The sequence below is a fragment of the Paenibacillus cisolokensis genome, from assembly GCF_018403665.1.
Classification (GTDB): domain Bacteria; phylum Bacillota; class Bacilli; order Paenibacillales; family Paenibacillaceae; genus Paenibacillus_AH; species Paenibacillus_AH cisolokensis.
In genome coordinates this window covers 24,839-40,088 of the sequence record NZ_BOVJ01000016.1, presented here as the reverse complement: position 1 = coordinate 40,088, position 15,250 = coordinate 24,839, and the positions used below count along the sequence as shown (strand labels likewise).

Sequence of the window (15,250 nt, the reverse complement as noted above, 5' to 3'; positions counted from 1 at the left end):
GGCCAGGTCGGCCCCGTCCTTGCGCCACCGGCGCAAGGAGACGCCGACGACCGGCGCCGCCGCGGTCCCGGCCGGCGCCGGGGCATCGCCCGCGCCGCCGGCGTGCGCCGCTGCCGCCGCGTCCTGCGGCAGCGGCAGCCCCATGACCGGATCGGGCACGACATCGATCCGGTCGCGCGCGACGCCCATCCGCCCGAGCAGCTCGGCGGATTCGGCGTCGCGCACCGACACATACGCGCTCCGCCGCATCACATGGCGGATCAGCGGATCCATCCAGCGCCGGTTCACCGGCCCGATCCCTTGCGAGTAAATGAAGGTCGGCTTGCCGAGCAGCTGCGCCAGCTTGATGATGCCCGTATAATACGGGATCGTCAGCGCGCCCGTCGCATCCTGCAGCAGGCTCCCGCCTCCGCTGATCAGGCCGTCGCTTTCCCGCAGCGCCCGCAGCACCTCCGCCGGGCGCATCCGGTGAACGGCGTCGACGCCGTACATCTCCGCCGTCCAGACCGGGTCCGCGGACAGCACGACCGGACGGATATCCGTGCCCTGTGCCGCACCCTGCTCCTTCAGCGCCAGCAAAATCGACTTCAGCACCGCTTCGTCGCCGCTATTGCGAAAGCCGTAGTAGCCGGAAATGACCAGGCGCCTCACCATTTCAGGTTTCGAGGTCCCCATCGTTTCCATGCCCCCTCAACGACTTGCCACGCTGCGATGATGACGATTCCGATCACCGCGCCGAGGCCGAGGCCGAGAACTACGCGAATCGCCGAGATGTGCAGCGGCGTATGAATATGGGCGAACGTGTCGACCATCGACAACTGGCCGATCGACCCCACAATTAACAATACCCAGGCAACCCGATATCGAAGCGCCACGAACAATCCGAATATAAACAGCGGATGCGACAGCAAAAATTCTTTGAACCGCGGACGAACCCCGAATGTCGACTCTAGCGTATTGCGGAAGAACAGCTCGAGCGACGTAGCCGTTCCGGCGTTGCCCGTGCGCGACATATAGTACATGCCGACCACTCCGAGCACGCCCGCTACGGCCACCCACAGCACTGTAATCGGCATCTTCAAAATCCGTTTGGCGCTGCCGACGACCGACGCCCCGGTATACAGGAACAGATAGACGGCGGTAAGCGCAATCGGCGCGAGATGAAGCAGGCTGACGCCCCGGAACTGCTCCAGCACAAGGCTGTAGGTTACGTCGTTCAGCAGCCCGACCACGAACGGAACCGCGGCGAGCGAAATAAGCGACGTCACGGCAAAATCGTAAGGGCGAGCCGAACCGTTTGCCGGCCGACAGCCCGTCGAACATCCAGCGTACCGGACGTCCTTCTTCCGCGTCGCTCTCCTTGCCGCCGAATGCGCCGCTGCGCGCCGCAATCGTCCAGTCCGTCCCGCCGACAGCCCGGCGCGCGCCGTCCGTACGGTTTCGCACCCGATTGACGGCCCACACCATGGCCAGCGTCGGCGCGCTGATCGACGCGCCGAGCGCCAGCGCCTGCTCCAGCAGCGAGCCGGAAAGCACCAGATAAATGCCCGCGCTTCCGAGCAGGCCGAGAATGAATGCGGGAATGAGCAGAACCGGAACGAAAGCGCCGACGAGCAGCGCGATCAAAGCGATGGCGCCAAGCGCCACCACGCCTTTGACCGGCGTCTGCCAGCCGTAGGTTTTCACATCGAAATGCCCGGCCGACCCGGAGGAAAATCCGAACGAAGCGAGCCGCTCTACCGCTCCCTCTTCGCTGCCGATCGCCTTGTAGATATTGTCCAGCGGGTGAACGACGCCGCCTTGCTCGAGACTGCGGGTAGGTGCGCCGTTCATGTAGAACATCCGGATATTGCGGTCCTTCGCCGCCAGCAGGAAACGATCGGCGATCGCATCCGGCGACATCGCGGCCGCGTCTCCGTCGGAGAGCGAATACAGTCTGACGATATTGTAATCGGTCAGAAGCGCCAGGCGCGACAGACCCGCTTGCGGCACCCTCATATTTTCGATAGACACGACCCCGATGCCGTACCGGTTGAGCAGCTTTCCAAAATGCTCCAGGCTTTTCAACTCGGCATTGTCGTTGTAGCCTTTCACCGAATTGCCGTCAAACAGAATGCGTTTGACGCCAAGCTCCGCGAACCCGGCCAGCATCCGCTCCGTCGCGTCCGGATCGTACGGCCGCACCCGGTCGGACAGCCTCGGCAAGATTTGGAACCCGGCATCCTTCAACTGCTTCAGCGCCATCGGATCGGGCGGCATCGTTTTCAGGATGGCGTCTTCCACCGGCGTTTGGATCACCATGCCGTTGCGTCCGCCAAACGACCAGGAACCGAACGGGATGTCCAGCCTGGCGAACGTTTCCTCGATCATCGGACGAATCGCCGCTTCTTCCTCCGGACCGGTGAACAGCAGGTACGTATAGTTCTCGCCGACCGTCGGCAGCTTTCCCTGCAGCGTGGCGGCCTGCGTACCGTTGTACAGCGTCAGGCGGCCGGCGGTCGACAATTCGGCCAGCGTCGACTCGAACACGGCCATTGTCGTAATGCCGGCGTTCTTCATTTGCTTCAAATGTTCGTTCAGGAATGCCCGGGGATGTGCATGATACGATGCGATCTGCACCAGATTGCGATAATTGAATACGAATTCCACTTCCTTGGAAGTCTGCTCCATCTGCACTCGCACAACGCCGAGCGGCACGGCGGCGATCATGCCGATCAGCGTCAACGCCAGGAGCCATTTCTGGGCCTTACGGTTCCATTGCTGCCATCGAAGCACGAAGTCCACTCCTTAACCTACTTGATCGACCCGACCCATTACCGCTTTGGTCAGGCGGGCCACTTTGGCGGAAGCGTCTTCCCGAGAGCTTCCCTTGACCGCAAAATATACTTTGATTTTCGGTTCCGTGCCCGAAGGACGCAAGCAAAACCACGAACCGTCAGCCAACAAAAATTTCAGCACATTTTCAGGGGGCAACCCGTCCAATCCGCCTTGATAGTCCAGCACCCGGTTCACCGTCACGCCTGCGACTTCGGCAGGAGCGTTCGTCCGCCAGTCTTCCATGATCGCCTGAATTTTCTGAACGCCGTCGATCCCTTTCAGGGTGCGGGACTCCAGATGCTCCTGGTAGTAGCCGAATTGTTCGTACAGTTCAAGCAGCACATCGTACAGCGACTTGCCCTGACGGCTATAGTATGCCGCAGCCTCGCAAATCAATAACGACGCGACGACCGCGTCCTTGTCGCGGGCATACGTGCCGGTCAAATAGCCGTAGCTCTCTTCGTAGCCGAACAGAAACGTTTTTTCGCCCGACTTCTCGTACTGCGTCATTTTTTCCCCGATATATTTGAAACCGGTCAGCGTATTGACCACTTCCGCCCCGAAATGCCGGGCGATATCGGCGCCCATCTCGCTCGTTACGATCGTCTTGACAACGACTCCGTTCTCCGGCAGCCGTCCCTGTTCTTTAAGCTGGCTCAAAACGTAATAAATCATCAGCGCGCCGGACTGATTGCCGGTGAGCGCGACATATTCTCCCTCATGGTTGCGGACGACAGCGCCCATCCGGTCGCAATCGGGGTCGGTGCCGATAATAATGTCGGCGTCCACCTTCCGCGCCAGCTCGATGGCCAGCTCGAACGCTTCGCGTTCTTCCGGGTTGGGCGATTTGACCGTGCTGAAATAACCGTCCGGCTGTTCCTGCTCCGGAACGACCGATACCCTTCTGAAGCCCGCTTCCCGCAGCACCTCGCGAACGGGAATATTGCCGGCCCCGTGAAGCGGCGTGTAGACGACGGCGAACCGCTCGCCCAGCTCGCCCTGCAGCAGCTCCCGGTTCAGACTTTGCGCCGTGACGGCCTTCACGTAATCCTGGTCTTCCCGCTCGCCGAGCCACTGCAGCAGCCCTTTCTGTTCCGCTTCTTCCCGGGAAAGCCGCTTCACTTGATCGAAGCTTTGCACTTGCCGGATCGCCGCAATGACCTGCTCCGCAGCGGCCGGAACGAGCTGGCAGCCGTCCGCCCCGTACACTTTGTAGCCGTTGTATTCGGGCGGATTGTGGCTCGCCGTCACGACGATGCCGCCGGAAGCTTTCAATGACCGGACCGTATACGACAATTGGGGAGTCGGACGAAGCGACGGGAACAGATACGCCTTGATGCCGTTCGCAGCCAGCACAAGGGCGGCATGAAGCGCAAACTCCGGCGACCGGTTTCGCGAATCGTGGGCGATGACGACCGACGGGGCGCTTTCCCGCTGCAGCAGCCATTCGGCCAATCCCTGGGTCGCTTTGCCGACGGTGTAGACGTTCATCCGGTTCGTCCCTGCTCCCATGACGCCGCGCAATCCTCCGGTTCCGAACTCCAGATCCCGGTAAAACCGGTCCTCGATTTCCTTCTTTTGCCCGGAAATTCCGCGCAGCTCTTCCTTCGTCGCCTCATCGATGTAGGGGTCGTTCAACCAGGCTTCATATCGCTCATGCGCCGCTTGAAGTGACATGGCACCCATCCTTTCGTTTCCATTTGATCATCGATTAAAAATATCTAATAGCGTCAATTATTAACAGCGTCAATTCGGATCGGACAGCGCGAACATCAGCTCGCCCTCCGCCACCTTGCGGCCGTCCACCGTCGCCACGGCTTGTCCTTTGCCTATCGTACCTTTCAGGCGTGTAATTTCAACTTCGAGCCGCAGCGTATCGCCGGGTTTGACCTGGTCGCGGAAGCGAAATCCGTCTATTCCGGCAAAAAAGCCCAGTTTCCCGCGATTTTCCTCCTTCATCAGCATGGCGACCGAACCGACCTGAGCCAGCGCTTCTACGATCAGAACGCCGGGCATGACAGGATAACCCGGAAAATGTCCGGTAAAAACGGTTCGTTCATCGTTACATTTTTGATACCCACCGCCCTTACCCCGGCTTCCACTTCCAAAATGCGGTCAATCAGCAGAAACGGCGGACGATGAGGGATAATCTCCTGAATTTGCGTAATGTCAAGCATGGCAGCGTCTCCTTTCGCGGCATGGCGCATAATTAAGCGCCGCTTTGAAAAAATAGAGGCATCCTTCGTGAAACTGCAGTTCATGAAGGTTGAGATAAGGGGGTCTGGCTTTCGGATCGAAGCATCCGCCGGCCGGGCCTCTTTTCACGACGCGTCGGCGCCGTCGGCGCCGGGCTTCGCGGGCGTCTCTTGCGCAGAGGATGGCACGGACCGGTTCATGGACAGAAACAGCGCGATATACATCCCCGACGTTATAAACGAAAACGCGATGACCCCCCACAGACATTGCTGTGCATACGGCACATCGAAAAAATGAGCATGATGGCTATGTAATATAGCACGGTCGTCAGCTTGCCCATCCAGTTGGCCGGCACTGTCTTTTTCCCGCGAAAATGAAAAAAGGCCGAACCGACAATCATCCCGAGATCGCGCACGAACATCAAAACCGCCGCCGCCCACGGAATGCGTCCGGTCAGAACAAGAGACAGAATGACCGTAATGAGCATCAGCTTGTCCGCGAGCGGATCGAGCATCATGCCTGCCGCCGTCACCTGGCCGCTCTTGCGGGCAATATAACCGTCCAGAATATCGGTCAATCCCGCCGCGGCGACAATGAGAAAAGCCGATATCAAGCGACCGTCGGCAAACACGGCGACGTAAACGGGAATGAGCAGAAACCGCAGAAGTGTCAACATATTCGGCAAATTCACGCTTACGCCCCCTTCTTCCATTCTCGCTCCATTCCCGCCGAACTTGCTGATTTTTCGGGCTGCGAGGTCCCCACTCATTATAACTCTATGCCGGCAAAAAAAAACACCTCCCAAGTCCGGCTCTTGAGCGGTGATACGGCCGTCCGACCGTTCGGAATCGAACAATCAGGAATCGGCAAAAATAAGATCGTACATATGCTGCCACGTAGTCCAATCAAACACGTCGTCGGCAGATCCGTTGCCCAGCACGACATACCCGATGTACAATCCGCCGCACAGCGCGATTAGAAAAAGAACGGGTACGACGCATATTCGAAGAATGATACGTAAGGCACGCAGCCATCTGGAACGGCTCCTGCCCGAAGCGCCCGCCTTGTTGGCGGAAGGCGTTTCCCCTTCGGTCCGGGAAGCCGCGTCATTCCCGCGTTCCCGGCCGCCTTCGTCATGGGAGAGACGATCGGCGGTTTCCCGGTCCGTCTTTCGGGAAACGCCAAGTTTCGTCTTTTCCACGCTCATGTCCATCATCCTATCTATCCGCGCAGCGAATTGGCCATGCCCATCATCATGTCACTGGACGACAATGCCCTTGCGCTCAGCTGGTAAGCGCGCTGCACGTTAATCAATTCCGTCAATTCGTCGACCAGACTGACGTTCGACTGCTCCAGATACCCCTGATGCAGCGAAATCCGGTTCCCCTCGCCGGGCACGATATCGGTCAGCACGTCGTCCCGATTCACCCCGTTCGGAACCGCAAACAAATTGTCCTGAACCGCCGCCAGCAGCGCCGGCTTCGTCGGTTCCACTACCTTCAGCCGACCGAGTCCGACCGCAGTCCCTTCGGCGTTCACGGCTTCCAGCCGGCCGTCCGGATAAATCCGAAGATCGTAGTTCGGAGGCAGTACGACATTGCCTTCGACCGTCTGTCCGTCCGCGCCGGTCATCACCGCTACGACCGGATATCCGTCGCCTGTTGCCAAAATGGTATCACCGTTTCCGTTCAACGTCAACTGGAACGCGCCGTTGCGCGTAAACGCGCGCGTCCCTTCCGCATCGGTCACCACCTCGAACAGCGCATTGCCTTCGATCGCGACATCGGTCGAAAGTCCCGTTTCTTTAAGCGCACCCTGACTGAGGTCCGGCTGAAGCATATGCATTCGCGCTCCCCAGCCCTGGGAAAATCCGCCCGGCGTAAGACGCCCCGGCCGCTCGAATGCCTCCGGCTGCTGCTGCACGGTGCGAAGCAGATCGCTGAACGTCGCTTGCTTCCGTTTGTAGCCGGCGGTATTGACATTGGCGACGTTTTCGGCGAGCAGATCGAGACGCTGCTGCAGTCCGTTCATCGACGACATGGCGGTGATCATGGAATTGTTCACGTATTATCCCCCTCCGGTTACACCCGTCCGACTTCGTTGGCGGCCTTTTCCAGACTCCGGTCATAAAACTGGACGACTTTCTGATTCGCTTCGTATGCCCGAACAGCCGCCATCATGTCGACCATCGATTGGGCGGAATCGACATTGGACCGTTCGATATAGCCTTGATGAACGACAACTGCGTCATCCGCCTCAAGCTCGCGGGCAAGCGCGGCATCTTCTTCGTTCAGCCGGAATTTGCCGTCTCCTTCGCGAACGAGGCGGTTCGGATCGTCGATCCGGGTGAGCAGCAGACGCTGGCCGGTCGGCTCGCCCGTCTCGGCATCCACGAATTGTCTGTCCGCCGTCAAGGACAATCCCTCCAGGCTTGTCCCCGGCTCGAAACGGATCGGTTGGCCGCCCTCGCCGAGCACCGCCGCCCCGTCAGGCGTGATCAGATCGCCGGTCTCGGTCAGGACGAATTGCCCGCCTCTTGTGTAGCGGATTTCACCGTCCCTGTTCTGCACGGTAAAGAACGCTTGCGGCTGAAAAATCGTTTCGCCTTCCGGCGTCACGTATTTGCCCGATTCGTCGAATACGGCTCCCGGTACGGCAATTTCGGAGACGATCGCGAAGTCGGACATCCGGTTCGTCTTCAGCAGATCGCCCTGCAAATGCAGCAGCAAACTCTCTTCGGCCAGCACGCCCGTATGGATCGGACCGATAGCCGCATTAGGCTGATCGCTGGCGCCGACGATCGACAGAAGCATCTCCGGAAAGGAGCGGGACACGGCGACCGACTGCTTGTAGCCGGGCGTGTTCAAGTTGGCTATATTGTTCGTCACCGTATCGTGGCGGCGCTGCTGGGTGAGCATTCCCGACGCGGCCGTGTACAGACCTCTCAGCAAGATTATGACCTCCTCAAGACTTTGCGAAGCAAAGTCAGCTTCGTAAGCATAGGCTTGGACACTCCATAATAATATTATCGGCCGGCGAAGCCCGAAACGTGAATCGTTCGCGCTGGCCGGCCTTTTGTCGCAGTCCCGTCCTATACTACGCTCTGATCTTGCGACGCGTCACCTTGTCGAGGTTGTCCAGCATAATGCCGGTTCCCTTTACCACGCAATGCATCGGATCGTCGGCAACGAGTACGGGAACTTTCAGCTCCTCCGCCAGCAAGGCGTCAAATCCGTCAAGCAGCGCTCCCCCGCCTGTAAGAATGACCCCCCGGTCAATAATATCCGCCGACAGCTCCGGCGGCGTCTGCTCCAATACCGACTTCGCCGAAGCTACGATGGTGTAGACGGAGTCCCACAGCGCCTCCTGCACTTCTTCCGAACGAATCGTAATCGTAAGCGGCAGGCCCGTCACCATGTCGCGTCCGCGAATGTCCATTTCTTCCCGTTTGCCGTCGGCATACACCGTGCCGATTTTGATCTTAATATCTTCGCTCGTCCGTTCTCCGATCAGCAGCTTGTACTTGTTTTTAATATATTTCATAATCGCGGCGTCAAATTTGTCCCCCGCGACTTTAATCGAAGCGGCGGTCACAACGTCTCCCATCGACAGGACGGCTACGTCCGTCGTGCCCCCTCCGATATCGACCACCATATTGCCGCTCGGCTGGTAGATATCCATACCTGCGCCGATCGCCGCCGCTTTCGGCTCCTCTTCCAAATAAACCTCCCGCGCCCCGCTGCGTTCAGCCGCCTCGCGTATCGCTTTTTGCTCGACCGACGTAATGTTCGTTGGCGCGCAGATCAGTATGCGCGGGCGGCTGTACCAGTTGCGTCCGCCGACACGGTCGATGAACGCTTTCAACATAATTTCCGTAATTTCAAAATCCGCAATAACACCGTCTTTGAGAGGACGAATGGCAACAATATTGCCGGGAGTCCGCCCGACCATCCGATGCGCTTCTTCTCCGACAGCCAGCACGCGCTTCGTGTCGCTTTCGATCGCGACGACGGAAGGCTCGTCAAGCACGACGCCTCTGCCCTTCACGTGAATCGACACATTGGCCGTTCCGAGATCAATTCCGATATCCTTGCTCAGCATAAGGGTTACGTCCTCCAACGAAATAATGTTCGGCATATCTAAACACCATCATAAAATGATGCCAAAAGCATGGCAATACCCAACATTATTAATTCGCCAGAAAACGGAAAACTCCTTTTTTCAAAGCGCCGATAATCAATCAATTTTGCCGCAGCGATCACCTCCCGCTTCTTGCTGTTCGATTTCTTGTATTTAATCTTGGTCGCTTCTCCTCCCCTCAAGTGGCGGATCGACTTATGGTACTCGAGAATGTGCTTGACCTGATCCGCCAAGTCGGGATTGATTTCCGGCAACCGTTCGGTTAAATCTTTATGCACCGTGCTTTTGGAAACGCCGAATTCTTTGGCGATCGTCCGTACCGTATGCTTCGTTTCCACGATACAACGGCCGATTTTTATCGTCCGTTCTTTGATGTAATCGTGCACGTTCCCGCCTCCCTACTCGAGATAGTTTGGTACATTATATGAGGGGTACGGGTAGATATTCTTTATAGCCAAGCGTGACAAGCCTCAATCCTGCAATAATTTTCAAATTCGCATCCGAAACGGCGGCCGGGAATGACTCCCGGCCGCCTCATTTTTATAGCTCGTATGCCGCCGCAGCGCGTTTTTCCCGGTTCCAAAATGAAACAGGCAAAGGACGATGCCCTTGCCTGTCTCATTCAAGTTCCGTTATTGCTGATCGAACAGAATGTTCGGGTCGATCGGCTTGCCGTCCTTCAGCACTTCGAAGTGAAGATGTACGCCTTGGTCTTTTTCCAGCTCGTTGCGGCCCGCTTTGGCAATAACCGTGCCCTGCTTCACATCCTCGCCATTCTCGACCTGAATGTCCGCTAGGCTCTGGTATACGGTCGTCAGGCCGTCGCCATGGGTAATTTCCACGATGCCGCCGTTCGTCGGATGTTTTTCCACCCGGCTGATTTTGCCGCTGAGCGCAGCCAGCACGTCGAACGTTTCATTGTTCGGACTTGCCCAGTCGATGCCCGTATGCGGCGTGAACGTATTGCCGGTCTGCAGCATCGCTGCCGCGCGCTCCTCGCCGGAAGCTTCGGCATTGTAGTAAGGAATCGTTTCTTCCAGCTCGTCCCGGTTGGCGACCGGATACTGCATCAGCTCGCCGCCGGTCGTCACCTCCAGCGTATCTTTCTGTACAGCCTGTTCACCGTTTGCCCCTTCGGTCTCCGTCAGTTCGGAAGTCTCGGATGCCGGCTCGGGTTGTTCCGCTCCCTGATAGATCCACATTAAGGTTACGATGATAGCTGCCGCGGCCACGAACACTGCCGGAGAAACCCATCTTTTCGACAGCGCCTTTTTCCAGCCCGAAGACTTGGCAGCAGACGATTCTCCCATTGCGGTTTTGGGAGCTTCTTGCTCTTGTTTCGGTTTGTTCTGCTCATTCATCTTCTATCACCTCACTAGCCATTGTTGCCAGAACGATTCTGTTTATACGTGAGATGATCGCTATTTTTGAAGATTGCAAGCGAATGGCCGCGACGAGATTGCCGGAACGGCTATCGTTCCACAAGCTTCGAAGCTTGTTCGATTTTCGTTCCCGAATAATAGTGGCGCAATATTTGCCCGGCTGTCGAGCCTTCCATGGCCATACCATTGGCTCCCCACTGGCTCATGCCGACACCGTGTCCGTAGCCGTAGGTGGTCACTTCCACCTTATCGCCTTCAATCTTCCATTCGAATTGCGTGGATGGAAGACCTAGCTTCTCTCTCACTTCGCGCCCGCTCCACGTTCGGTCTCCGGCTGCGACCGATTGGATCCGGTGCCCGTCGGTCCACTCCAGCACCCGAAGCGAAGCCGCCTCCCGCTTGCGGATTCCGAGCAACCGGCAAAATTCGCTGAGCTCGAACGTTACCGTTTCTTTATATTTCGGGGAAATATGGATGTCCCACGGGCTTGCGACACTGCGCAAATAAGGCAGTTCCTCCTGCCAGTAGTCTTCCGAATTTTCCGTATACCCGTTGCTGGTCGAGAAAAAAGCCGCCTCTATCGGCTCGCCGTCATACGTGATGACGAGTCCCTTCGTCTCCTCGACGACACGATTCAATTTGTCCAGATTCTTTTTCCTCTCTTCTTTCGGCCATTGCTTAGCGAGCTGTTTCAAAGAGATATATACTTGATGATCGATCGTATCGGTAACATCGGCCCCGTCGACCGTTATGCCGCTGCGATCCCCGAGCGTCAACCGTCTGACGATATAGGTACGCGCAGCGATCGCCTGCGCCTTGAGCGCTTCCTCTTCGAATTCGATCGGCATTTCGCCGGCCACGACGCCTCGAATATACAATTCGAGCGGAACTTTCTCAATCCGCTTCTCCTTCGTCAAATAGACGCGAACGATCATCCGGTCGAGCGGCCCCGGAGCCGGCTGCGCGTCGTCCTGCCGATCCGAAGGCGCAACCTCCCGGGACGGACCCGTGCCGGCCATGTCCCTATTCAATGTCTCTTGCGCCGAAGCCGAATCGGCGCCTTCACGGCTCTCGATCGCGGAAGCGCGATCTGCGGGGACGGATGGCTTGTCCGCCCGTACGCCCGCATGAAGACCGGCCAGCGCCCCTCCTAGCAGCGCGCCAAGCCCGAACAGTATCCACCAGCGCGCCGCCCTTTTCCCGGCCCAACGCCGCAGCCAGCTTCGCCGCCCGCCGATAATCCGCCATCTTATCGCTCTCATTTTCCGCTCCTTCCTGTCCCGGCAAGCTGTGATTGATCCCATTCTATGAGCGGATCTAATAGAATAGAACCGGCTTTCTAGCAGTGCCCCGGCATCCAAAAAAAAAAGAAGCTGCGATATTCGCAGCTTCCGATAATGTTATAAAATTCGACGCCCGATCGAACAGGCGGTCAGCCCTCCGGGCTCAAGCCCAGGTCGGCTGCACTTTGATAACTGTGACATCCTTCTCGCGCTTGCTGTCCTTGTTGTCCTTGCTATCCGCGCCGGAAGCGGCCGATGCCGGGATTGGCGGTACAGGTGCGGTATGGACCACTTCGCTCAAAGAAATGCGGGGAGCGGCTTCGGCCGGTTCCGCTTCCTCCAGACGCTCGATAGAAGCGCCAAGCGCGGCCAGCTTGCCGGTAATATCGACGTAGCCGCGGTCGATATGATGCACGCCTGTAATTTCCGTCTCGCCATCCGCGCACAGCGCGGCGCAGATCAGGGCGGCGCCGGCGCGCAAATCCGTCGCGCAGACTTTCGCCCCGCACAACGCCGAACCGCCGCTTACGATAGCCGATCGGCCTTCCACTCGAATTTGTCCGTTCATCTTCAGGAACTCTTCGACATGCATGAACCGGTTCTCGAAGACGGTCTCCGTCACGACGCTCGTTCCTTCGGTCACCATCAGCAGCGCCATCATTTGCGCTTGCATATCGGTAGGAAATCCCGGATAAGGAAGTGTTTTGACGTCGACCGATTTGAGCGGTCCGTTCGCCTGTACGCGAATACCGTTCTCTTCCTCCTCGACTTTCACGCCGATCTCTTGCAGCTTGGAAATAACCGGACCAAGATGATCGCTGATGGCCCCTTCGATAAAGACGTCGCCGCCGGTAATCGCCGCGGCGATCATGAACGTGCCGGCTTCCACGCGGTCGGGAATGACCGTATGCGTTACACCGCGCAGCCGTTCCACACCTTCAATCCGGATTACACCGGTACCGGCTCCCCGGACTTTGGCCCCCATCTTGTTCAAATAATTCGCCAGATCAACAATTTCCGGTTCCTTGGCGGCATTGTCGATGATCGTCGTTCCTTCGGCCAGGACGGCGGCCATCATAATATTTTCGGTCGCGCCGACGCTGGCGACGTCCAAATAAATTTTCGCGCCTTTCAACCGTCCTGCCGTTTTCGCCTCGATGAATCCTTGACCGATCATAATTTCCGCGCCCAGCGCCTCAAAGCCTTTCAGATGCTGGTCGATCGGCCTTGTGCCGATCGCGCATCCTCCCGGCAGCGATATCCGCACCTGCCCCACCCGGGCAAGCAGCGGACCCATGACGAGGAACGAAGCACGCATTTTACGTACAAGCTCATATGGGGCCTCAAACGAGGTTATGTTCGTTGCGGTAACCCGCATCGTTTCATTTGCGTATGTCAGTTGCGCTCCAAGCGATGCAAGCACGTGTTGAATCGTTATTACATCGTCGAGGAGGGGAACGTCGCAGATGACGCTTTCTCCTTCTGTTGCTAACAATGAGGCTGCCAGTATGGGGAGGACGGCATTCTTCGCGCCATGCACCCGAACCGTTCCCTCCAGCCTACGGCCCCCGCGGACGACTATTTTGCTCATCTTATGGTTTCCCTCCGCGCTTCCTAATTCCGAAAATATGGTACTCTTGCTCGATGCCAAACTTCATCATAACATTCCTCTACATGAATCGACAAGCGTTTATTTCCCGCACCTTACGTCGTACTGCATAAATGCGTATATGCCGGCCGGTATCGCTTGAGCAAAGTGATCTGCGGCGCATCGTCAGCCGGCCCCAATGCTGACAAATAGCGCGTTTTCATAAGATTCGTAAGGAAGTGCCGATTTCGTACCGTTACGTATTACCCATTGTTGACATATTTCGCCGTTGTTATTCGACAAAACCTCTCAGCATGTTCGACCAATGCCAATAATCCAGAATAAACGAAGCGAAGGCATGGCCGAGCACGATCGCCAGCATAACCTGGAGAATGCGCGCCTTGGGTCCTTTCGGCCTGCGCATGAAAACATCCAGTTTCAGCTCCTGAAGAACGGTCCAGGCGAGCACAATGCTGAACAATACGACGACAATCGAGAGCAGACCGGTCATTCCGGTCAGCGTGTGGATCCGATCGATATCCATAAGTTAACCACATTCTCCCTTGCTCGAACCTTTAATCCTCGAAACTTTATTATAACGTATATCCCCGGCCATACAGAAGCCGCGCGGACCTGAGTACTGCGCGGCATGGAAAACAGCTTTGGATTGGGACGGGCGATTAGGCCGTCAACGGATGATCAAATCGCCCGGCAAGGAGAATATCCGATCGATCCACTGCATAACCGGATTCGGGAACAGGCCGAGCAGCACCGTCGCAACCGCGCATATCCACAGCGTCAACGACACGGTTGCCGGCATCCTGAGCGGTTCGTCCGAAGCGGTACGCATGAACATTTGACGAATGATGCCGAAGTAAAAATAGTAGGTCACAATGCTGGTTACGGCCATAATCGCCGCCAGCCAATACTGCCGTTCGGCGGCCGCGCCCATCAGAATGAACAGCTTGCCGAAGAAGCCTCCGGTCACCGGCAATCCGGCCAAAGACAGCAGAAGGACGACCGATGCCGCCGCCGTCCAGGGAGCCCGGTGATACAGGCCTGCAAAGCGGCTGATCTCCGTGTTGCCGGTCGAATCCGACACGGCCGACAGCACGGCGAACATGCCGATGTTCATGAACAGATAAGCGGCAGCGTAGAAGAAAAATTCGCCGAAATTGTTGCTGTGCGCGCCGGACAGCGACAGGCCGATCGGCACGAGCAAATATCCGGCGTTGGCTACGCCGGACAGCGCCAGGAGCCGCTTGGCGTTCCGCTGCCGGAGCGCCGCCGTGGAGCCGACGATCATCGCCGTTGCCGCCACCGCCAGCAGCGCTGTAAACACGTCCTTGTTTACCGGCGCAGCGCCCGATTCCGCGAAATAGACGGTGTTGTAGAAGACCCGCATGACGATCGCAAGCGCCGCCGTTTTCGAGACGACTGCCAGGTAGGCGGTTACCGGAGTCGGAGCTCCTGATACACATCCGGAGCCCAGGCGTGGAACGGAGCGGTCGCAATTTTGATGCCGAAGCCGGCGATCATGAAGAAAAAGGCGGCGTACACAAGCGCTTGATAATCCGTCACCAGCTGCGGCAGCGCCATTCCGATCTCATTCAGTCCCGTCGATCCCGTCAAGCCATACAGATAGGACATGCCGAACAGAATAAATGCCGACGATATGCCTCCGGTTACGATGTACTTAAAGGCGGCCTCGAACGATTTCGAGCTTCGTTTCCGGAGTCCGACCAGGACATAGGTCGTAATGCTCAGCAGTTCCAGACCGATATACAGCGTAATCAGATCGCCAGCGGAGGCCATCGTCATCGCCCCGATCGTCGCCGGCAGCA

At 57.6% G+C, this 15,250-nt stretch carries 11 protein-coding genes and 5 pseudogenes; all 16 read right to left on the bottom strand.

Going from position 1 to position 15,250, the window contains the following annotated elements:
• On the bottom strand, nt 1–675 hold a 675-nt coding region (locus tag PACILC2_RS02510), incomplete at its 3' end, for a polysaccharide pyruvyl transferase family protein (RefSeq protein WP_213527244.1).
• Nucleotides 648–1,232: a DUF5693 family protein gene (locus tag PACILC2_RS29120; protein WP_372447022.1), complete on the bottom strand. Its 585-nt coding sequence runs from the start codon at nt 1,230–1,232 to the stop codon at nt 648–650. The genes PACILC2_RS29120 and PACILC2_RS02510, both read right to left, overlap by 28 nt.
• 256 nt (nt 1,233–1,488) lie before the next feature.
• Nucleotides 1,489–2,670: pseudogene (locus PACILC2_RS29115) on the bottom strand (DUF5693 family protein); the annotation flags it as partial.
• Between the two features lie 117 nt (nt 2,671–2,787).
• Nucleotides 2,788–4,503, bottom strand: a complete 1,716-nt coding sequence (locus PACILC2_RS02500; protein WP_213527242.1) for a phospho-sugar mutase — start codon at nt 4,501–4,503, stop codon at nt 2,788–2,790.
• Nucleotides 4,504–4,563: 60 nt separating this feature from the next.
• Nucleotides 4,564–4,994, bottom strand: a pseudogene (fabZ, locus tag PACILC2_RS02495) (3-hydroxyacyl-ACP dehydratase FabZ).
• A gap of 144 nt (nt 4,995–5,138) precedes the next feature.
• Nucleotides 5,139–5,704 (bottom strand): annotated as a pseudogene (locus tag PACILC2_RS02490) (CDP-alcohol phosphatidyltransferase family protein).
• A 165-nt stretch (nt 5,705–5,869) separates the two neighbouring features.
• Nucleotides 5,870–6,220: a DNA-directed RNA polymerase subunit beta gene (locus PACILC2_RS02485; protein ID WP_213527240.1), complete on the bottom strand. Its 351-nt coding sequence runs from the start codon at nt 6,218–6,220 to the stop codon at nt 5,870–5,872.
• A 14-nt stretch (nt 6,221–6,234) separates the two neighbouring features.
• A complete protein-coding gene (locus tag PACILC2_RS02480; RefSeq protein WP_213527238.1) occupies nt 6,235–7,077 on the bottom strand; it encodes a flagellar hook-basal body protein in 843 nt (280 codons plus the stop codon).
• 17 nt (nt 7,078–7,094) lie between these two features.
• On the bottom strand, nt 7,095–7,964 hold the full coding sequence (locus tag PACILC2_RS02475; RefSeq protein WP_213527236.1) for a flagellar hook-basal body protein: 870 nt from the start codon (nt 7,962–7,964) through the stop codon (nt 7,095–7,097).
• A 145-nt stretch (nt 7,965–8,109) separates the two neighbouring features.
• Nucleotides 8,110–9,114, bottom strand: a complete 1,005-nt coding sequence (locus PACILC2_RS02470; protein ID WP_213527233.1) for a rod shape-determining protein — start codon at nt 9,112–9,114, stop codon at nt 8,110–8,112.
• Nucleotides 9,115–9,257: 143 nt separating this feature from the next.
• A pseudogene (gene spoIIID / locus PACILC2_RS02465) lies at nt 9,258–9,539 on the bottom strand (sporulation transcriptional regulator SpoIIID); the annotation flags it as partial.
• 246 nt (nt 9,540–9,785) lie between these two features.
• Complete coding sequence (locus PACILC2_RS02460) at nt 9,786–10,514, bottom strand: M23 family metallopeptidase (protein WP_213527231.1); 729 nt, start codon at nt 10,512–10,514, stop codon at nt 9,786–9,788.
• A gap of 110 nt (nt 10,515–10,624) precedes the next feature.
• Nucleotides 10,625–11,797 (bottom strand): stage II sporulation protein D, encoded by a 1,173-nt coding sequence (spoIID, locus tag PACILC2_RS02455; RefSeq protein ID WP_244863171.1) that lies wholly within the window; start codon nt 11,795–11,797, stop codon nt 10,625–10,627.
• A 184-nt stretch (nt 11,798–11,981) separates the two neighbouring features.
• The gene (murA, locus tag PACILC2_RS02450; RefSeq protein WP_062490241.1) at nt 11,982–13,409 is read right to left on the bottom strand and encodes a UDP-N-acetylglucosamine 1-carboxyvinyltransferase; all 1,428 of its coding nucleotides are present in this window, start codon (nt 13,407–13,409) and stop codon (nt 11,982–11,984) included.
• 289 nt (nt 13,410–13,698) lie between these two features.
• Complete coding sequence (locus PACILC2_RS02445) at nt 13,699–13,950, bottom strand: DUF1146 domain-containing protein (RefSeq protein WP_062490239.1); 252 nt, start codon at nt 13,948–13,950, stop codon at nt 13,699–13,701.
• Nucleotides 13,951–14,094: 144 nt separating this feature from the next.
• Nucleotides 14,095–15,221: pseudogene (locus PACILC2_RS02440) on the bottom strand (NADH-quinone oxidoreductase subunit N).
• Nucleotides 15,222–15,250 lie beyond the last annotated feature (29 nt).